At 43.6% G+C, this 19,439-nt stretch carries 19 protein-coding genes and 10 tRNA genes; 24 read left to right on the top strand and 5 right to left on the bottom strand.

The features are described 5' to 3' along the window. Positions 1-27: 27 nt before the first annotated feature. Positions 28-1,305 carry a serine hydroxymethyltransferase gene (gene glyA, locus ABXS85_RS02595; protein WP_353668491.1) on the bottom strand — a complete coding sequence of 426 codons (1,278 nt, stop codon included), beginning with the start codon at positions 1,303-1,305 and terminating at the stop codon, positions 28-30. A gap of 370 nt (positions 1,306-1,675) precedes the next feature. Between glyA and gcvT the strand changes: the two genes are divergently transcribed. The 4 genes from gcvT (at position 1,676) to ABXS85_RS02575 (ending at position 5,279) form a co-directional block, all read left to right on the top strand. Next, positions 1,676-2,776: a glycine cleavage system aminomethyltransferase GcvT gene (gene gcvT, locus ABXS85_RS02590; protein WP_353668490.1), complete on the top strand. Its 1,101-nt coding sequence runs from the start codon at positions 1,676-1,678 to the stop codon at positions 2,774-2,776. A gap of 100 nt (positions 2,777-2,876) precedes the next feature. Next, complete coding sequence (locus ABXS85_RS02585) at positions 2,877-3,416, top strand: elongation factor P hydroxylase (protein ID WP_353668489.1); 540 nt, start codon at positions 2,877-2,879, stop codon at positions 3,414-3,416. Then, entirely contained in the window at positions 3,400-4,539 is a 1,140-nt protein-coding gene (locus ABXS85_RS02580) for a 4-phosphoerythronate dehydrogenase (protein ID WP_353668488.1), read from the top strand. Before ABXS85_RS02585 ends, ABXS85_RS02580 begins: the two co-directional genes overlap by 17 nt. Positions 4,540-4,559: 20 nt before the next feature. Next, positions 4,560-5,279 carry a flagellar brake protein gene (locus ABXS85_RS02575; protein WP_353668487.1) on the top strand — a complete coding sequence of 240 codons (720 nt, stop codon included), beginning with the start codon at positions 4,560-4,562 and terminating at the stop codon, positions 5,277-5,279. Between the two features lie 62 nt (positions 5,280-5,341). Here ABXS85_RS02575 and htpX read toward each other — a convergent pair whose 3' ends face one another. Beyond that, positions 5,342-6,220 (bottom strand): protease HtpX, encoded by an 879-nt coding sequence (htpX, locus tag ABXS85_RS02570; protein ID WP_353668486.1) that lies wholly within the window; start codon positions 6,218-6,220, stop codon positions 5,342-5,344. A 79-nt stretch (positions 6,221-6,299) separates the two neighbouring features. Then, entirely contained in the window at positions 6,300-7,514 is a 1,215-nt protein-coding gene (locus tag ABXS85_RS02565; RefSeq protein ID WP_353668485.1) for a pyridoxal phosphate-dependent aminotransferase, read from the bottom strand. A gap of 60 nt (positions 7,515-7,574) precedes the next feature. Between ABXS85_RS02565 and msrB the strand changes: the two genes are divergently transcribed. After that, the gene (gene msrB, locus ABXS85_RS02560) at positions 7,575-7,997 is read left to right on the top strand and encodes a peptide-methionine (R)-S-oxide reductase MsrB (RefSeq protein WP_353668484.1); all 423 of its coding nucleotides are present in this window, start codon (positions 7,575-7,577) and stop codon (positions 7,995-7,997) included. Positions 7,998-8,104: 107 nt separating this feature from the next. On the opposite strand, the gene ABXS85_RS02555 is transcribed toward msrB, so the two are convergent. Continuing rightward, entirely contained in the window at positions 8,105-8,677 is a 573-nt protein-coding gene (locus ABXS85_RS02555; protein ID WP_353668483.1) for a YajG family lipoprotein, read from the bottom strand. Positions 8,678-8,807: 130 nt separating this feature from the next. On the opposite strand from ABXS85_RS02555, the gene ABXS85_RS02550 reads away from it, so the two are divergent. From ABXS85_RS02550 to ABXS85_RS02475, 16 genes are all read left to right on the top strand, one after another. Further along, a tRNA-Glu gene (locus tag ABXS85_RS02550) sits at positions 8,808-8,883 on the top strand. Positions 8,884-8,954: 71 nt separating this feature from the next. Continuing rightward, positions 8,955-9,029 (top strand) — tRNA-Gly (locus ABXS85_RS02545). 28 nt (positions 9,030-9,057) lie between these two features. Next, positions 9,058-9,133: transfer RNA gene (locus ABXS85_RS02540), tRNA-Glu, on the top strand. A 62-nt stretch (positions 9,134-9,195) separates the two neighbouring features. Next, positions 9,196-9,270: transfer RNA gene (locus ABXS85_RS02535), tRNA-Gly, on the top strand. A 28-nt stretch (positions 9,271-9,298) separates the two neighbouring features. Continuing rightward, positions 9,299-9,374 (top strand) — tRNA-Glu (locus tag ABXS85_RS02530). Positions 9,375-9,436: 62 nt separating this feature from the next. Next, positions 9,437-9,511, top strand: a tRNA-Gly gene (locus tag ABXS85_RS02525). A 28-nt stretch (positions 9,512-9,539) separates the two neighbouring features. Further along, positions 9,540-9,615, top strand: a tRNA-Glu gene (locus tag ABXS85_RS02520). A gap of 39 nt (positions 9,616-9,654) precedes the next feature. Continuing rightward, positions 9,655-9,730: transfer RNA gene (locus ABXS85_RS02515), tRNA-Glu, on the top strand. A gap of 35 nt (positions 9,731-9,765) precedes the next feature. Further along, a tRNA-Gly gene (locus ABXS85_RS02510) sits at positions 9,766-9,840 on the top strand. A 30-nt stretch (positions 9,841-9,870) separates the two neighbouring features. Next, positions 9,871-9,946: transfer RNA gene (locus ABXS85_RS02505), tRNA-Glu, on the top strand. A gap of 48 nt (positions 9,947-9,994) precedes the next feature. Next, complete coding sequence (gene pabC / locus ABXS85_RS02500; protein ID WP_353668482.1) at positions 9,995-10,831, top strand: aminodeoxychorismate lyase; 837 nt, start codon at positions 9,995-9,997, stop codon at positions 10,829-10,831. After that, the gene (mltG, locus tag ABXS85_RS02495) at positions 10,818-11,849 is read left to right on the top strand and encodes an endolytic transglycosylase MltG (RefSeq protein WP_353668481.1); all 1,032 of its coding nucleotides are present in this window, start codon (positions 10,818-10,820) and stop codon (positions 11,847-11,849) included. Before pabC ends, mltG begins: the two co-directional genes overlap by 14 nt. Positions 11,850-11,859: 10 nt before the next feature. Continuing rightward, positions 11,860-12,504: a dTMP kinase gene (tmk, locus tag ABXS85_RS02490; protein ID WP_353668480.1), complete on the top strand. Its 645-nt coding sequence runs from the start codon at positions 11,860-11,862 to the stop codon at positions 12,502-12,504. Then, positions 12,501-13,436 (top strand): DNA polymerase III subunit delta', encoded by a 936-nt coding sequence (holB, locus tag ABXS85_RS02485; protein ID WP_353668479.1) that lies wholly within the window; start codon positions 12,501-12,503, stop codon positions 13,434-13,436. The genes tmk and holB overlap by 4 nt, the downstream gene beginning before the upstream one ends. A gap of 7 nt (positions 13,437-13,443) precedes the next feature. After that, positions 13,444-14,250: a TatD family hydrolase gene (locus tag ABXS85_RS02480; protein ID WP_353668478.1), complete on the top strand. Its 807-nt coding sequence runs from the start codon at positions 13,444-13,446 to the stop codon at positions 14,248-14,250. Positions 14,251-14,352: 102 nt separating this feature from the next. Next, the gene (locus ABXS85_RS02475) at positions 14,353-16,800 is read left to right on the top strand and encodes an ATP-binding protein (protein ID WP_353668477.1); all 2,448 of its coding nucleotides are present in this window, start codon (positions 14,353-14,355) and stop codon (positions 16,798-16,800) included. A gap of 4 nt (positions 16,801-16,804) precedes the next feature. Here ABXS85_RS02475 and ABXS85_RS02470 read toward each other — a convergent pair whose 3' ends face one another. Continuing rightward, on the bottom strand, positions 16,805-17,089 hold the full coding sequence (locus ABXS85_RS02470) for a hypothetical protein (protein WP_353668476.1): 285 nt from the start codon (positions 17,087-17,089) through the stop codon (positions 16,805-16,807). 234 nt (positions 17,090-17,323) lie between these two features. Here ABXS85_RS02470 and ABXS85_RS02465 point away from each other — a divergent pair, with 234 nt between their 5' ends. From ABXS85_RS02465 to ABXS85_RS02455, 3 genes are all read left to right on the top strand, one after another. Further along, positions 17,324-17,755 (top strand): cytochrome b562, encoded by a 432-nt coding sequence (locus ABXS85_RS02465; RefSeq protein WP_353668475.1) that lies wholly within the window; start codon positions 17,324-17,326, stop codon positions 17,753-17,755. Between the two features lie 59 nt (positions 17,756-17,814). Next, a complete protein-coding gene (locus tag ABXS85_RS02460; RefSeq protein ID WP_353668474.1) occupies positions 17,815-18,162 on the top strand; it encodes a hypothetical protein in 348 nt (115 codons plus the stop codon). Between the two features lie 109 nt (positions 18,163-18,271). Continuing rightward, complete coding sequence (locus ABXS85_RS02455) at positions 18,272-19,345, top strand: AraC family transcriptional regulator (RefSeq protein ID WP_353668473.1); 1,074 nt, start codon at positions 18,272-18,274, stop codon at positions 19,343-19,345. The last annotated feature ends 94 nt before the right edge of the window (positions 19,346-19,439 follow it).

The raw sequence follows: 19,439 nt of genomic DNA, 5'->3' as shown, positions 1-19,439 counted from the left end.
GTGAACAGACACTTGGGTATGGTGTTATTAGCGGTAAAGTGGGAAACGCTTGCAAAGCTCTTTAACTTCAGACAGTACGCGCGCTTCGACTTCTGGGTTGCCTTCAGGCATTTCCACAAGACCGTCGATTACGTCACTAATTAAGTGACCGACTTTACGGAATTCTTCCTCGCCAAAACCACGAGATGTCGCCGCTGGTGTACCAAGGCGAATACCAGAGGTAATCATAGGTTTTTCGGTATCAAATGGAATGCCATTTTTATTACAGGTAATCCCAGCACGTTCAAGGGCTTTGTCAGCCATATTACCTTTGATGCCTTTTGGACGAAGGTCAACCAGCATTAGGTGGTTATCTGTACCGCCCGTTACCACATCACAACCGCGTTCAATCATGACTTCAGCAAGTACTTTGGCGTTACTAACCACTTGATCTATGTAAGTTTTAAACTCAGGCTTCAAGGCTTCGCCAAAAGCAACAGCTTTACCCGCAATAACGTGCATTAATGGGCCACCTTGGTAGCCAGGGAATACTGCTGAGTTGATTTTCTTACCCAAATCCAAATCATTAGACAAGATCATACCACCACGAGGACCACGCAATGTTTTGTGCGTTGTCGTTGTCACAACGTGCGCATATGGAAGTGGAGAAGGGTGGGCACCAGTCGCAACCAAACCGGCAATGTGCGCCATGTCAACGAACAAGTAAGCCCCAACCTTATCTGCGATTTCGCGGAAACGTTTAAAATCGATGACGCGAGGGATAGCGGAACCACCGGCGATGATCATTTTAGGTTTGCATTCTAACGCTTGTGCTTCGATTGCATCGTAATCTATCAGTAGAGTGTCTGGGTTTACTTGATATTGAACGGCATTAAACCACTTACCTGATTGTGCTGGTGGCGCTCCGTGAGTTAAGTGACCGCCAGCGTCAAGAGACATGCCCATAATGGTGTCGCCTGGTTGAAGTAAAGCTAACATGACAGCACCATTGGCCTGAGCACCAGAGTGCGGCTGTACGTTAACGAATTCACAGTTAAAAAGTTGCTTAGCGCGATCAATAGCTAATTGTTCAGTAACGTCAACGGCTTCACAGCCACCATAGTAACGACGATTAGGGTAACCTTCAGCGTATTTGTTGGTCAGCACAGAGCCTTGCGCTTCTAATACGGCTTTAGAAGTGATGTTTTCAGAAGCGATCAATTCAATGCCAGTCTCCTGACGTTCTTGCTCTTCAGTAATGGTTGCATAAAGCTCAGGATCACGCTCAGCAAGCGCTTGGCTGAAAAAGGCTTCGGTGTTGGCCATGAAAAATATCCTCTTAAATAAACATGTATGCCCATAAGACAATGAGTCTTAACTATAATAACACTTTGGCAGTCTAAGGTGATGAAAAAAGATCATCTTTCTTAGAGCGTCAGTCATTGTCCTGTTCACGTCAATTTGCGCTTATCATAATCAAAAAGTTTCCAATTGGAAACATGAAAAACCCACTTGTTTTAAAAAAATGTAGTGAAACTTAAGTTGACCAAATGGTTTGATTTATTATCTTTCTCGTACGTTGTAGTGTGTCAATTGGTTTAAATAAATCTAAGGGAGACTTGTCAATGCACTTATATTTTCGGTAATCTGTTTCCTATTGGAAACTTTTTTAAACAAGAATCTTGCAGGTAATAAAATGAAACGTACCGCCTTATATGAGCAGCACCTTGCTAGCAGTGCCAGAATGGTTGAATTTGCCGGCTATGAAATGCCAGTTCAGTACCCACTTGGGGTAAAAAAAGAACATTTGTGGACGCGTCAGCAGGCTGGTTTATTTGATGTGTCTCATATGGGGCAAGTGCTGCTAAAAGGCGAGCAAGTTAAGCAAGAGTTAGAGGCTATTTTACCTGTTGATGTGATTGATTTGCCGCAAGGCTTGCAGCGTTACGGCATGTTTACCACAGAAAAAGGCGGTATTTCTGATGATTTGATGTTCGCTAACTGGGGTGATGAAATATACATGGTGGTGAATGCGGCTTGTAAAGATCAAGACATTGAGCATTTGCAGAAAAGCCTAGTCACTTCTGATGTGGTGGTTCTAGAAGATAGGGCATTGCTTGCTTTGCAAGGTCCGAAGGCTCGCGAAGTATTTGCTCGCATGGTGCCGGAGGCCGCCAACATGATTTTCATGCAAAGCAGTAAGTTTATTTGGCAAGGGATTGAATTATGGGTGAGTTGCTCTGGCTATACAGGGGAAGATGGTTACGAAATCTCTGTTGCAAATGAGCAGGCGGATACTTTGGCAAAGGCTTTGTTGGCTGAATCTGAAGTGGAGTGGATTGGTTTGGGAGCGCGTGATTCTCTGCGCCTTGAGGCTGGCTTGTGCTTGTATGGGCATGATATAGATACCGAAACAACGCCAGTGGAAGCATCGTTAAACTGGGCCATTCAAAAAGTTCGTCGTACCGAAGGAGAGCGTGCTGGTGGTTTCTTGGGTGCGGATGTGATTTTGCCGCAGTTTACTGATAAGCCAAGTAAAAAACGTGTTGGTTTTATTGCCGAAGGACGCGCCCCTATTCGTGAAGGTGTTGAGCTGGTAAACCAAGCAGGAGGTTTGGTTGGCAAGGTGACCAGTGGCGGTTTCTCACCGAGTTTGGAAAAACCTATCTTGATGGGTTATGTTGATGCCAGCGTGTTGGCCACTGAAGAGCCTATATTTGCCCAGATGCGAGGTAAAAAGATTTCATTAACCCAAGTCAAAATGCCTTTTGTTGCGGCGAATTATTATCGCGGTTAATTATTGTTAGAAGATGCAGTGTGACATTTAATAGCGCCATGTAGACATTCTACATGGCGCTATTTTGTGTGATAATCGCCACTTTTTGGAGACTAGACTCTTGGCTCTTGTTGACCAAATAGTATTGGCTTTTAATCAGTGTTTTTTGCATTCCTATCAGACCTGCTTGGTTGGGAATTCTGATGAGCCTTTGTATTTGCCTGCTAAGGACGATCAGCCCGCAAAGATATTGTTTCGTCTTGATTACGCTTCTAGCGCTTTGCATGAGGTAAGCCACTGGTGTATTGCCGGCGCGAAACGAAGGCAGCTTGAAGATTATGGTTATTGGTATGAAACCGACAGCCGAAACTTAACGCAGCAGGCAGAATTTGAACAAGTTGAAGTGAAACCGCAAGCAGTTGAATGCATTTTACACTGGTCAGCTGGTATGCCTTTTAATGTCAGTGTCGATAATTTAGCTTATCCTGATTACGATGCTTCACCTTTTCGTAAGGCAGTCATGCAGCAAGTAGAATCCTATATCGAGAATAAAAACCTGCCTTACAGGGCAGAGATTTATGCACGATTTTTATTGGCGAAACGCCATCCTGATGTTGATTTTAATGAGTTTTTAAAACACGAATATGAAAATCGTTGCTGATGAAAATATGCCGAATGTAAAACGGCTTTTCTCCCATTTAGGAGAGGTGACCTTAGTAAGTGGAAGAGATCTCTCGGCCCAGCAAGTGAAAGACGCAGATGCGCTTTTGGTAAGGTCGGTTACTAAGGTGAATGAGAATTTATTAACGGGCAGTAAAGTGAAATTTGTTGGCAGCGCCACTATTGGTGTTGATCACATAGATGAAGCATATTTACGTGCGCAAAATATTGCTTTTTCCAGTGCTCCTGGCTGTAATGCTGAAGCGGTTGCGGATTATGTTTTTAGTGCGTTAGGACATCTTTATCTCAATAAAGGCATTAAGTGGTTGTCTGCAAAAGTAGCTGTAATCGGTTATGGCAATGTGGGGCGCACTGTTTATAAGCGTTTTGCCGCTTTGGGCTGTCAGGTGTGCGTTTACGATCCGCTGAAACTGGCAGATGATCCCATGCTGAGCCGAGAGGCTAATTTCGTTGAATTGGCAGACGTATTGACGTGCGATGTGATCTGTTTGCATTCGCCAATGACTCAGTCTGGACCATACCCTACCTTGAATATGTTGTCCGAAAATGAGCTTGCTCAGATTAAGGCGGGTAGCAGTATTATTTCAGCGGGCCGAGGCGGTGTTATCAATGAAGACGCTTTGCTGTCACGTTATAAAGAGCTTTCTGGTGACCTTAATCTAGTGTTGGATGTCTGGCATGACGAGCCTAATATTTCACAACAACTGGTAAACATTACGGATATTGCGACACCACACATAGCTGGCTACAGTCGGCAAGGACGTGAAAAGGGCACCTGGATGGTTTATCAGGCCTTGTGCAAATGCTTTGGTTTAGACGCACAATTCAGTATGGAAGACGCGGTGACGCCAGGAAATTTGCAATCTATTCAGCTTAATACACACTTGTGTAAAGAAGAAATACTGGCGAGAAGTATGCATGCCATTTATGATGTGGCAAGAGATGATGCTCGTTTACGATTTCAGTATCGCATCAACACAAAAGAGTCCACATTTGATTGGCTCAGGAAGAACTATGTTGAGCGGGATGAATTTAATACTTGTCAAGTGCACCATGATTCTGAGCAAGCTATGCTAAAAGCCGTTGGCTTCAATCAAAAATAATCAAAGAAAATAGGTAAAACATGGCTGGAGTGATGCAGGTCGATTTAGGTGACCTTGATGTACCGATTGGCACCAGTGTGCAGTTGGAATTTATTTCACCGCCAGGACGGCATATGGTGAAAGTGTTAGGTAATATACCGGGTGCTTCTTTGATTCTTTCTTGCCCAAGATTGAATGGGAAAAACATTCTTGTACGCGACAGCCAAGTTGTCAATATACGCTTAATGTTAAGTACTCATGTATGTGCTTTTTCCAGTAAAGTAGCAAAAAGCTATTTGGAACCTGCGGCACATTTACACATAGCTTACCCAAGTTACGTTGAAGTTTCTGAAGTGCGTCAGGCAGTGCGGGTTGAGACACGCTTAATTTGTAATGTGGAAGGGGATGGCAGTAATACCTCTATTAATGACGTGTCATCGGCCATTATTACAGACTTGAGTTATGGTGGCGCTAAGCTGATTTCCAAAGAAGATTTTGGTTCGGTAAATCAGACCATGAAAATGGCTTGCAATGTAAAAATTGGCAGCTATTCACATTTGTTGAAATTGGATTGTGAGATTCGATCTCAGGAAATTCAAATGCTAGAGCAAGTACAGGCCAGCATGGTGGATAATGAATTTTTAACACGTATGGGAGTGGAATATTTTTATGTCTACGGTATACGTTTTCGCAATCCGCCTAAAGAAGGTGGCATTCCTTTAATAGCCTATATATTAGAGACATTGCAGAATAAAAAATAGTGATGAATAACCATGAAAAACGCCAGCAAATTTGCTGGCGTTTTGGTTTTTGGATCTTGATTTTATAGGGCTTGCAAAGCCTGGATACGATCACGAATAGGCGGATGGCTTGAGAATAACTCGCCTAAACTTGGGCGCTTACCCTGACGAATGCCAAACGCCAACATAGAGTCTGGCATGTGTGATTCTTCATGTTCTTGCTGTAAGCGTGCCAAGGCAGCGATCATAGCGCCTTTGCCTGCCAACTTAGCACCTGCCTCATCGGCACGAAATTCACGGAAACGTGAGAACCACATAACGATCATGGACGCCAAGATGCCAAATACAATCTCAAACACAAATGTTGCAATGTAGTAACCAAAACCAACAGAGTTACTGCTGTCGTTTCGGCGCAGGAATTGATCCACCGCGTAAGCTGCGATCCGGGCAAAGAACATAACGAAAGTGTTCACCACCCCTTGAATAAGAGATAATGTCACCATATCGCCATTTGCTACGTGACCAATTTCATGTCCTAAAACGGCTTTGATTTCATCGGGTGGAAAGCGCTCTAGCATGCCGCTGGATACAGCGACCAAAGCGTCGTTTTTATTCCAGCCGGTAGCGAAAGCGTTAGCATCGTGAGATGGAAAGATGGCAACTTCTGGCATCTTAATGCCAGCTGTATTAGACAGTTCTTTCACTGTATCCAATAACCAAACTTCTTTGTGGTTTCGTGGTTGTTCAATAACCACTGCACCAGAGCCTCTTTTGGCCATGAATTTGGATAAAAATAGTGAAATAAAACTACCGGTAAAACCAAAGACTGCACAGAAAATCAGCAAGGACGAAAGATTTAATCCATTGCTACTCATGTAGCCATTTACGCCTAATAGACTTAACACTATGCCTGCCACGACTAGGACAGCTAGGTTGGTCAAAAGGAAAAGAATGATACGCATTTTACTATGCTCCTAAAAAGACTGGTAAGGAGCATAGTAGGGGTTTGATGGATTATTTCAAGACACCAGATTAAGGATTTTAACGTCTTAATCTATGCAAGAAAGCGGCGAATCTCTCCATTGCGGGAGTCAGTTCTTCAATATGAGGAAGAAACACAAAGCGCACATGATCCGGTGTCGGCCAATTAAAGCCTGTGCCTTGTACAATAAGAACCTTTTCTTCTTTGAGGAACTGCAGCACCAAATCCATATCATTCTTAATGTCGTACACTTTAGGGTCGAGTTGTGGAAACAGATACAAGGCACCTTGTGGCTTATAACAATTCACACCGGGAATTGAGTCTAAAACATCAAATGCAACTTGCCTTTGTTCATAGAGGCGGCCACCCGGTATAATGAGCTCATTAATACTCTGATAACCGCCCAGTGCGGTTTGCACGGCATGTTGCGCAGGTACGTTGGCACACAAACGCATTGAGCTTAAGATATCTATACCATCGATAAAATCACCAATTTTGCTGCAATCTCCAGTGATGGTCATCCAGCCAGAACGAAAACCAGCGGTACGATATACTTTAGAGAGACCACTAAAGGTAACGCAAGGCATTCTGCCTTCGGTTAAGCTTGCTGTGGGGATATGTTGTGCTTCGTCATAAAGTATTTTGTCATAAATTTCATCAGAGAAAATAAGTAAATTGTGTTCATCTGCCAGATCCACAATGGCTTGCAAGACACTTTTTTCATACACTGCGCCCGTTGGGTTGTTAGGATTAATAATGACAATGGCTTTGGTCTTATTGGAGATCTTGGCGCGTATGTCTTTAATATCTGGTTGCCAACCGGAACCAGGATCGCACATATAGTGTCTAACGTAACCGCCTGATAGTGTGGCGGCAGCGGTCCAAAGAGGGTAGTCAGGGGCTGGAATGAGAATTTCATCACCGTCGTTTAACAGGGCTTGCATGGCCATGACAATGAGTTCGCTTACACCGTTGCCCATCCATACCTGGTTAACGTCAGCGGATTTTATGCCCATGGCTTGATATTTTTGCATAACGGCTTTGCGCGCAGAAAATAAGCCTTTTGATTCAGAGTAGCCTTGTGAAGTCGGTAAATTACGAATGACGTCGACTAGGATTTCATCTGGTGCTTCAAAACCAAAGGGCGCTGGGTTGCCAATGTTGAGTTTTAAAATTCGTTGGCCTTCTTCTTCCATTCGCATGGCCTCTTTGAGAACGGGACCACGAATTTCATAACAGATATTTGCGAGTTTGTTGGATTTACGAATTTGCACCAAATTGTCCTTAGTTACAGCTAAGGCTATAACTTTACACCTAACTTGGGAGCATTCAAGATGACTGAGTCAGATAGAGGTAAAAAAATAGTAAAGACGGAACAAGAGTGGCAGCAGGAATTACCCGAAGAGGTGTTTAACATAGTAAGAAAAAAAGGCACCGAACGCGCTTTTACCGGTAAGTATGAAAAGTTTTACGAGAAAGGGGAGTACCATTGCCGTTGTTGTGGTGCGCTGCTTTTTACTTCAGACACCAAATATGATTCAGGATCAGGTTGGCCAAGCTTTTACGATGGCAACACAAATAACATTGGCGAGGTTGAAGATGTGTCTTGGATGATGCGTCGTACCGAAATTGTTTGTCAGCAATGTGATGCGCATTTGGGACACGTCTTTGAAGATGGACCGCAGCCAACTGGCTTGCGTTACTGTGTAAATTCAGCGTCCTTATCCTTTATAGAGAAGGACGATGACGAGTTATAACTGACCAATTTGCTGCCTGCTTCGCTAGTATCAAAATACAATGGGCAAATCATTGGCTTGCCCATTTTTTAGTTAATCAAGCTTTCTTTCAGCTACTTAAACAGAAGCTACTGCTTAAGTAGAGTAATGACGTTTTGATCTTTTAATAGGCGGGTCACAGTTTGACTAGCCAACTCATTCATGTTCTTTTGAATGTCCTCTTGATAAGGCATGGTGCCATACTCACGCACTTTCTGTGAGCCATAGTTGGCTTTATAGGTCTGACCTTTGGCGGTTAGCACGAGATTCAATTCAAAGTCTAAGGTGGCGATGGTTTTTAACGTTTTGACTTTGGTCTGATAACTCATCTTAGTAATATTTACTTTTAAATCGGCGGCTGGCAAAACACCTTGATCCGGTGTGAACCCCATTTCTTTGAGACCGTTAACAATGCTTTGTTGTACGCTGTCTTTAACATCATTCGTTGTGTATATATCCGCGCGTTCATTTAAACCTGTGGTAATTGATCCAACAGAATTCGTCAGTTTGGTGCTAGTTGATACCTTAATGACGCGGTCATTGGTTAGGTTGTTGACTTCGATCTCAGCGACTGGCTCCACACTTATATAGTGTGTTGTGGTGCAGCCAGTTAACAGTAAAGTCGACACACAAAGAGCTAAGATATTGGATTTGGTCAGCATACATGTTTCCTTAATATTGATTTTTAAAGAGGTTTTTCTCTATAAGGCCTAAATTAATGAAAAAAACTGTTGATTTTAAGATTAGTAACAGTAATATACGCACCCGCTCACACAGCAAGATTATATTCTTGTCCCATTCGTCTAGAGGCCTAGGACACCGCCCTTTCACGGCGGTAACAGGGGTTCGAACCCCCTATGGGACGCCAATCTTTTTAGTAGGTTGTGACATAGTCTAGCGTTTATCGGTCGAAGGTTAAACGCAAATTAGTGTAAGTATGCGGGAATAGCTCAGTGGTAGAGCACAACCTTGCCAAGGTTGGGGTCGCGAGTTCGAGCCTCGTTTCCCGCTCCATTTTCACACTTTCGTAAAAGTGTATTGTGTCCCATTCGTCTAGAGGCCTAGGACACCGCCCTTTCACGGCGGTAACAGGGGTTCGAACCCCCTATGGGACGCCATTACTGAATTTAACTGCAATGCCATTAGAGCAGGGCAGTGATTGCTGAAAGGCAATCGATAAGCGGGAATAGCTCAGTGGTAGAGCACAACCTTGCCAAGGTTGGGGTCGCGAGTTCGAGCCTCGTTTCCCGCTCCATTTTCACACTTTTGTAAAAGTGTATTGTGTCCCATTCGTCTAGAGGCCTAGGACACCGCCCTTTCACGGCGGTAACAGGGGTTCGAACCCCCTATGGGACGCCATTACTGAATTTAACTGCAATGCCATTAGAGCAGGGCAGTGATTGCTGAAAGGCAATCGATAAGCGGGAATAGCTCAGTGGTAGAGCACAACCTTGCCAAGGTTGGGGTCGCGAGTTCGAGCCTCGTTTCCCGCTCCATTTTCACACTTTCGTAAAAGTGTATTGTGTCCCATTCGTCTAGAGGCCTAGGACACCGCCCTTTCACGGCGGTAACAGGGGTTCGAACCCCCTATGGGACGCCACTTTACTCATCCTATAATGAGTAGGGTGTAACTGCTTGTGTCCCATTCGTCTAGAGGCCTAGGACACCGCCCTTTCACGGCGGTAACAGGGGTTCGAACCCCCTATGGGACGCCACTTTATTCACCCTATAATGAGTAGGGTGTTGATTTGCGGGAATAGCTCAGTGGTAGAGCACAACCTTGCCAAGGTTGGGGTCGCGAGTTCGAGCCTCGTTTCCCGCTCCATTTCGTCACTTTTTCATAAAAGTGCATTGTGTCCCATTCGTCTAGAGGCCTAGGACACCGCCCTTTCACGGCGGTAACAGGGGTTCGAACCCCCTATGGGACGCCATCTATTTTTGCGCTATCATAGCTGACTTTATTATTGAGCTAATTAGCCATGACTTGGTTTGTAAATTACACATCTGATATGTCCATTTCACCTGCAGATCGAGGTCTGGCCTATGGTGACGGTGTGTTTGAAACCATTCATGCTAAGCCTAAGCATTTTTGTAATCTATCCAATCATTTAGCACGCTTATATCTTGGTTTAGAACGGCTTGGTATGGCGTTTGATAACAATGATAAAAACCGTTTAGAAGGGTTTCTTCAGCAGCGAATTTTACCACTCATAAAACAAGATCAGGTAGTAAAGATACTAGTATCAAGAGGTGAGGGAGGGCGTGGCTATTTACCGCCCGAGCAAGCGTCACATACAGTCGCTATTGGGGTGTTGGATTTTCCGGATTACCAAAGCATACAGAATCAAGGTGTAGCCATTAGCGTATCGCCCGTTCCTTTAAGCGAGAATGCTTTTTTTGCGGGTATAAAGCATTTGAATCGACTTGAACAAGTGTTAGCAAAACAACATCTACAGAGCGATTTTTTTGAGGCTTTGATGTTAAATACGACTGGCAAGGTGATTGAAGCCATTCAAAGTAATGTATTTTGGTTTAAAGAGGGGCAGCTCTTTACACCTGCTATTGAGCAAAGTGGTGTGAAAGGTACTTTTCGGCAAGGCATATTGGATCTTGTTACGTCCAATGGACTCCATGTCATAAATGAAGGTTGTTACGAATTAAAGGATTTACTCAAGGCAGATGAAATTTTTCTCACTAGCAGTTTGATGAAAATTGTTCCTGTTATCAGAGTTCAACAAAGTCATTTTGCTATTGGAGTGAATACATTGAATTTACAAAGATTAATGCAAGTTAAGGAAATGCATGGCATACGTTAAGTGGTTATATAGAGTGGCTTTTTTAGCGGTTACTCTACTAGCAGTTGCTGCTGTTTATCTGTATTCGGGAGTAACCAGCCCTGTCAACATAGACTCAGAAACCAAATTTGAAGTCGTTAAGGGTGACAGCGCGCACAGTTTGGGGCAAAGACTGGCACAAGCTGACATCATACCTGAAGCCTACTGGACCAGGATTGCTGCCAAGCTGCAACCTGCATGGGTACCTAAAGTTGGAGAATATGCCATTCAACCCGGTTCATCTTTGATGGAAGTGATGGCATTGTTCGATTCTGGTGAATCGATTTTTTATGACATCACATTACTGGAAGGGAAAACCACGCAAGATTATCTTCAAACAATGCGTGAAAAAGGCAATATCAAGATGACCTTGCTGGGCTTGTCGAACGAAGAAATAGCCCAAAAACTGAATTTATCTGTGCCTCATCCTGAAGGACAATTTTTCGCCAATACCTACCGTTATCATGATGGTGATACGGATGTGAGCATTCTAAAACACGCCAATGGACTTTTGGTGAATACCCTGGATGTATTATGGCAGTCCAAAGCAGAAGGTTTGCCATATAAAACGCCTTACGAAGCCTTAATAATGGCGTCTATCATTGAGAAAGAGACAGCCGTTCCTGCAGAGCGACCGTTAATTGCAAGGGTCTTTATTAGTCGTTTACAGAAACGCATGCGATTACAAACAGACCCTACGGTGATTTATGGTCTTGGTGATGAATACGATGGTAATTTAACTCGCAAAGGCTTGAGGTCATCTTCTCCCTACAATACCTATCGAGTGTTTGGTTTGCCGCCGACGCCGATCGCTAATGTTGGCCGTGCGGCCATTGAAGCGGCTTTAAACCCAGGTCAAACTAAGGCTTTGTATTTTGTGGCTAAGGGGGATGGTTCTCACGCCTTTTCAAATACCTTAAAAGAACACAATCGGGCAGTGCGTCAATATCAATATAAACGCCGTGAAGATTACCGTTCCACACCACAAGAAGCAGAATAAAGGCGATACAATGAAAGGCAGGTTTATCACATTAGAAGGTGGCGAAGGCAGCGGTAAATCAACTGCCATAGAATCCATTCAAGCTTGGCTAGAGGCGCGCGAAATATCTTACATAATGACTCGTGAACCAGGTGGTACACCTTTGGCAGAAGACATTCGTCAGCTAATTTTGCATAGTCGTGAAGAAAGAGTGAGTGACCTGACAGAATTGCTTCTTGTCTTTGCTGCACGGGCCCAACATATAGCAGAGAAGATACAACCTGCTTTAGCAAATGGATTGTGGGTCATTAGTGATCGTTTTTTGGATTCGTCTTATGTTTATCAAGGTAATGCTCGTGGTGGAGATAAAACCATGATAGACACTTTGGCGTCATGGGTGGTAGCAGAAAGCCAACCTGATGTGACCTTGCTATTGGATGTCTCAGTAGAAGTTGGTCAGCAGCGCGTGGTACAACGCCAACAGCAAGACAGATTGGATAAAGAATCCTTAGCCTTTCATGAAAAAGTCCGCCAAGGTTTTTTAGCTCGTGCAAAGCAAGAACCCAACCGAGTTAAAATCATCGACGCGAGCCAGTCTATTGACGCTGTAAAAAATGATATAGCTACTCAGCTTGATCAACTTGCCATTGCTTGGCAAATAGGTAGTGTACAATGACCATCGCCCCTTGGTTAGTGGATAATCAGCAACAGGTTCAGCAGCTAAAGCTCGCTGGCAGCTTGTCTCATGCTTTGTTAATTACCGGCGCTGAAGGAGTAGGGCAAGAGTCTTTGGCTTATGCTATGGCAAAGGATTTAATGTGTGAAAGTCAGCAAGCCAGCGCTTGTGGTCAATGTCACTCTTGTCAATTAATGGCGGCGGAAACCCATCCTGACTTTCGTGTGCTAGACGGAGAAGAAGGGGTGATTAAAGTGGATCAAATTCGCAGTTTGATCCAGAAAATCACCCAAAAGCCGCAAGTAGGGCAGACGAAAGTAGTGCTTATCAGTCATGCTCAAGCAATGAACATAAATGCCGCCAATGCCGTGTTAAAAGCCCTTGAAGAACCTGCCGAAAGAACCTATTTTTTGCTAACCAGTTCACAATCTACCAGTTTATTAGCAACGATTCGTAGTCGTTGTTTATTGGTCAGTGTGCCAACTCCCAATCAGCAAATTGTCGAAGCTTGGTTAAATGAGCAGCCGGATAAACAAGCCTTAAAAGAACTCTTTTGGTTAACCACACAACCTTTTCGTTTGATGGCCATTGATAAACAATCTAAGGCGGAATTGTATTCTGAAATGCCAGCGAAATTGGTGTCATTGTTGCAACAAGGATCCTCTATTTCGGACCTATTAAAGGGAGTAGATGCACAAAATATAATGGATTATTGCAATGGTTTGGCTGCTATCTTACACCAATGTTTATGCCATTCAGCGGGAGCGCCATTACATCCTGCCTTGCAAGAAATTTATGGTCATTTGCTGGCGAGAATGGGGATTTACCCTTTAATGGAAAGATATCAAGCCCTACAAAATTTAAAGGCAGACCTTCAAAAAACCAATTTAAACCCCAGTATGCAGTTAACAAAAGAATTAAATCAGTGGTAAGCAAATTATGTTGATCGACACTCATTGTCACTTGGATATGTTGGACCTAACGCCATACGATAATAACTTAGATGGCGCAATGGATGCCGCACATCAACAAGGTGTGCGTCAAATGCTGAGTATCTCGGTGGATTTGAAAAAAATAGAGACTATTCTGGCCTTTACCAAGCGTTCGGGTGTCTACGCCAGTTGTGGCGTGCATCCCTTACAAACTGACGGCTTACTGACTAATAAAATACAACTTATTGAGCTTGCTCAACACCCTAAAGTGATTGCCTTAGGAGAAACCGGCCTGGATTACTTCTATGAAAAGTCAGAAGCAGTTCATTTGGCTCAGCAGGAAAGCTTCAAACAGCATTTGATTGCCGCAGGTGAGTTAGACTTACCTGTGATCATACATACCCGTGAAGCCAAGCAAGATACCCTGTCTTTGATACGTCAGCATGGCAATCCTAACTCTGCAGGGGTGTTGCACTGTTTTACTGAAGACTACGATATGGCAAAGGCTGCTGTAGATGAAAATTACCTAATTTCGATTTCTGGAATAGTGACCTTCAAAACCGCGCAAGACCTCAAAGACACAGTTCGAAAATTGCCTCTTGAGTCCTTGATTGTTGAAACGGACTCCCCTTATTTGGCCCCAGTACCGTATCGTGGCAAGAAAAATGAACCAAAATACGTTGCTGAAGTGGCTCAATATGTGGCCGATTTAAAAGGCATTCGCTATGAAGCTTTGCTCGAAGCAACGGCAGCTAACTTTCACCGAGTCTTTAAGCGAACATCAGTCGATAATCAGTTGCAGCTTAGTGCATAATGTTGATTGAACGCTCAAATATTAGTGTAAATTATTGATTACCAACAGACTTAATGTCTGGCAAGCTGACCATTGCTTGTTTTCTGATAAGGATACTCCTTCATGTCAAACCTGGTTAATGCTTTACCATATGAAGCTTTAGCAGCAAAAGTACCTGCTGATCATCTAGCGTTTAACACCTTACAAGATATTGAGCCTCTCAGTGGTATTTTGGGTCAAGAGCGAGCGGTGGAGGCTATTCAATTCGGAGTTGCCATGCAGCGTCCCGGCTATAATATTTATGCCATGGGTGACTCAGGCACAGGACGTTCATCCTATGTCATGAGCTATTTGAAAAGTGAAGCGAAACGACGCTCAGCGCCGAATGAGTGGGCCTACATAAATAATTTCACCGAAAGCCACCGTCCCAAAGCCATTGAGTTTGAGCCAGGTATGGCATCTGAATTTGAAAAAGAAATACGGGGCTTAATCGATGGTTTGATGGCAACATTTCCTGCGGCATTTGAAAACCCATCGTACCAGCAACAAAAAAGCGTCATCGATCGTGCTTTCAATGACAGATACGAAGCGGCTATCAACCGAGTAGAGCGAGTGTCTGGTAAGATTGGTGTCGCCATGTTCCGTGATGCCTCATCCGTTAGCTTCGCACCTATGAAGGATGGCAAGGCGCTGGAAGAAAATGAATTCGCTGCCTTGACCGATGAAGAACGTGATGCTTTTCAGGAAGGGGTTTCCACTTTAGAAGGCTTACTAAACGAAGAGCTACTCGGCCTGCCTCAATGGAAACGTGAAACCTATGATTTATTGCGTCAATTGAATCTGGATACGGTAAAAGAAGCCCTCGATCCATTACTGCAACCTTTGCTGGAAAAATACCAACAAAATGAGGCCGTTACAGAGTATTTGACAGCGTTACGTGCGGATTTGGATAAAGTCATCATAGATCAAGTGACAGATGACAAAGCAACGGACAATCGTGATGAGGTCGGGCGGCGTCAGATGTACGAAGATTTGTATCTGCCTAATATTGCGGTCACCCATAAAGTCGATGGTGGTCAGCCCGTCATTTACGAGTCGCATCCTACTTATCGTAATTTGTTTGGTCAGGTAGAACACAGTAGTGATCAAGGTATGCTGATTACCAGCTACCGCTTGATTCGCTCTGGCAGCTTGCACGCAGCGAACGGTGGATACTTGATACTGGATGCTGAAAAATTACTAACTGACCATTATTTATGGGAAGCCTTAAAGCGAGCGTTAAAAAGTAAAACCTTAAAAATCGAGCACCCTTATTCGGATATTGGCTTGATGAACACCACCACTTTGTCTCCACAGGATTTGCCATTACAAGTGAAAGTGGTGCTGATTGGCTCGCGAGATATATATTATTTGCTACAAGATGCGGACCCGGATTTCCAAGAGATGTTCCGGGTGCTGGTTGATTTTGATGACAGCTTAAAACGCAACAAAGATTCTGAGTTGGCTTTTGCGCGTCTGATGAAAGATCGCATCGAAAAGGAAGAGTACGCCAATGTTACCCGTGATGGGGTGGCGGCTCTGATTGAATACAGCAGCCGTTTGGCAGAACATCAGCGGGAAATGGCAGCCAAAATTGGAGATGTGTTTGAATTACTGGGTGAAGCCGATTTTGTTCGTCAAATGGCGAAGGATGACATTATTACCGCAGAACACGTACAGCGCGCTCTGAAAGCCAAAAAACATCGTACCGGCCGAGTCAGTGAAAAAATCATTGAAGAGATTATCGAAGGCACTGTCTTATTAGAAAGTGACGGTTATGCTGTGGGTAAGATTAATGGTTTGACTGTGATGCAAATTGGTGACAGTAGTTTTGGTGCGCCTGCGCGTATTTCCACCACTGTGTATCCGGGCGGAAAAGGCATTATTGATATTGAGCGGGAATCCAATCTAGGGCAAAACATCCACTCAAAAGGCGTGCTGATCTTATCTGGTTACCTAGGTAACAAATACGCGCAACGCTTCCCCTTGGAAATTTCCGCTTCCATCGCTATGGAGCAAAGTTATGGTTATGTCGATGGTGACAGTGCCTCTACTGCCGAGTTATGTTGCTTGCTGTCAGCATTAATCCAAGTGCCTTTACGCCAAGATTTGGCCATTACGGGCTCGCTCAATCAGTATGGTGAAATACAAGCCATTGGTGGTGTGAACGAAAAGATCGAAGGTTTTTTCAACGTTTGTCGGGCCCGTGAATTGACCGGCCAACAAGGTGTGATCATTCCCAAATCCAATGCCAATAATCTTATGCTGAATGATGACATTATTGATGCTGTGAAACAGGGCTTGTTCCATATTTACGCCATTGAAACCGCTGATCAGGCTTTGCACTTGCTGACCGGCATTGAACCCGGCGTGGCGGATGAAAATGGCAATTACCCTGAAGAGACTTTGTCTTATAGGGTAATCGAACGATTAGAAGAAATTTCTAAACTAGGTGATGACGAAGACGAAGAAGAAGATGATGAGGCTAAGTCACAAAGTGACAGCAAGAAACCTTTATCAGAGAAGGTTTAATGCATTAATGTTTACCATTTGTGCGCTTAATGACTTGAGCTTCGCATTTAGAATTCACCAATGAAAAAACAGTGTAATAGAGATCGTCAGATTTTACGTATAGGTAACTGGCGACTTCTTTGCGTTTACTGGGTAAATGCCTTTTAAGTACCATGGCGCGCTTGAAGGTTTTTCCGGCAACGTATTTTTGAGCGGCTTCATCTGAGGCCGCTTTTGCATCTCGATCTGTGCATTCCGCCAAACTGAATGAACTGCTGAAAACAACCAGCAACCCTAGAAATAATTTCAACCTTTTCACTCTCCCTCTAGCTTACGCTTTTTTCGACCAGTATTCAGACTCACCTCTAGATACATTATTGAACTCAATAGAAATACTAGTGTCTATCAATGGATCAATGCTATGTTAATCATTGTGGGAATCTAAGGAAGGTACGCATCAGCCTTTAATACTGAAATCAGTGAGCTTGTTCGCACCTTGCTAAACTATATTATTAATCAACGAGTGAATAAAAGGGTATTTATCATGAAAAAAAGTTTGCTGGCCGGTGCACTTTTTACTGTTTTGTTTTCTTCAGCGACATACGCGCATGGTAGCTGTGATGATACGGCATTACATGGTTATATGCAGGACATAAAAAACGATTTACGTGGTTTGTCGAGTGAAGTAAAAGCGGGCGATAATCAAGCGGCCTCACAATACCTTGAGGGTTTGATTTCGGCTTTTGAAAAATCACGTGATGTGCGACCTCATCAATTTGAAATGGAAGGTCTCAAAGGGCAAGCTCTTCACGATGCCTCTCAAGAATATGTTGCTTTGATTGATGAAACCCTTAAAACCTTAGACGATTTAGGCGCGGCCTTAGCGGCAAACGACACTTCTTCGATTCGTCAGTTATTGGGGGAAATGGGGCAGCATCGTAAGACGGGTCATAGGGCCTTTAAAGGCAGTTGTTAAGCCACGGATGACCTAAGCTTTATTCGCTGTTACAATGCGCGCGTTAAAGAGAGGAAATTATGGCTCGAGTTAAAAAATCACGCTCCATGCGTGGAAAACTGGGTAAAACGGGTTCAAAAGAGATGATGAAAGAGCAAAATAAGGCTCGTAAAGCATCGTCTGTGCGCCGATTTACCACCAAAAAAGCAAAGCAGCGTAAAGAACAAGCGCATAAAAAATTAGAGCGTTTAGGGCTTTTGCCAGAGAAAGAAGAGGCCGTACAAACTGTTCGCCCTCGTCGTTTTGTTTTCGTAAAACCGGATAGTGAGAAGCCACAAGACAACAAAGCGTTTAATACCGCCATCGACTCTGACAGTGAGGACTTGTCCGTTGATGAGTTGTTGTCTGCATTTACAGAAGAAAATTAAGCAAAAGCATGTAAAATAAAATAAGGCTGCAGCGCAGCCTTTTTTTATGTTTTGTCCGTATACTTAACAACACACTGACTACCATTTACAAATTACTAAGGTGATAAGATTGAAAGCTACTGTTCCTATGTCGAGTGTCCGCTATCTTTTAAAAGCAGTGGAGAAGCAAGGACTTGATCGGGAGGCGGTTTTAGAGAGTCTTGAAATTACGCCAGACGAGTTAGAGAACAAGGATACTTTTTCTGCTTACCGATTTGGCATCTTGTATCAAAAACTCATGTGGCTGATGCAAGACGAGTCGTTTGGCATGCTAAGTGGTGGTAAAATTCCGAATGGCGCATTTCGTATGATGTGCTTATCCATTATTCATGCTCGCAGTTTGGCACATGCTTTATATCGTTGCAGTGACTTTTATGAAATTTGTCGTGGCCCTACCATAAAACCTGTGTTGATCAAAAAAGGGCGTTTTGCCTTGGTGACATTTGGTCCATTGAGTTCGTCTGACCAAAATATTGAAAGCTTAGTGACACCTGAATCCAACGAACAACTAAGAACCACCTTGTCTATGTGGCATCACTTTATTTGCTGGTTAATTGGCCGTCGTTTGCATCTAAAGGCTGCGTATTTTACCAACGAAAGACCAGACGATGTGGAATATTACAAAACCCTTTTTCAATCGGAAGTGAAATTTAACCAGCATGCCAATGCCTTGGTATTTCCGGCCAGCTATTTGGATATGCCAATCGTACAGACAGAAGACAGCTTACGCGGTTTTTTAAAAACCGCGCCTTATCAGCTGTTGGTTATGGTAGAGAATGACAACAGCTTAAAATCGCAAGTCATGGCCATGTTAGGTAAAGACTTTTCGCGCGAAATGCCCAGTGCGGATGAAGTGGCCAGTGCATTAAATATGAGTGTCTCAACCTTACGTCGTCGTTTGAACGATGAACAGACCTCCTACCAACAAATAAAAGACGAGTGTCGCAAAGAGGCTGCTATCACTTATATGAATGCTCCGCAGCTCAGTATCAATGATATTGCCGCCTTAATGGGCTTTGATGAACCCAGTGCGTTTTTCCGTTCGTTTAAAAAATGGACTGGAATGACACCCGGTGAATACCGAAAAAGTGAGGAATATTTAAAGTTTGGTAAGGAGATGAAGCGCCCAGATAACAGGCACTGATATCCTGTTGTCAAAGCGGCTGATTGGAATTGTTAGAAATATAGGTTAGAAATGTTATTGAGGAATTGGCTTTCTTTTTCCATTCTATAGGTAT

This window comes from Marinomonas sp. THO17, from assembly GCF_040436405.1.
Taxonomy (GTDB): Bacteria; Pseudomonadota; Gammaproteobacteria; order Pseudomonadales; family Marinomonadaceae; genus Marinomonas.
The sequence above is the reverse complement of the archived record's forward strand: the minus strand, read 5'-3'. Positions and strand labels throughout refer to the sequence as shown.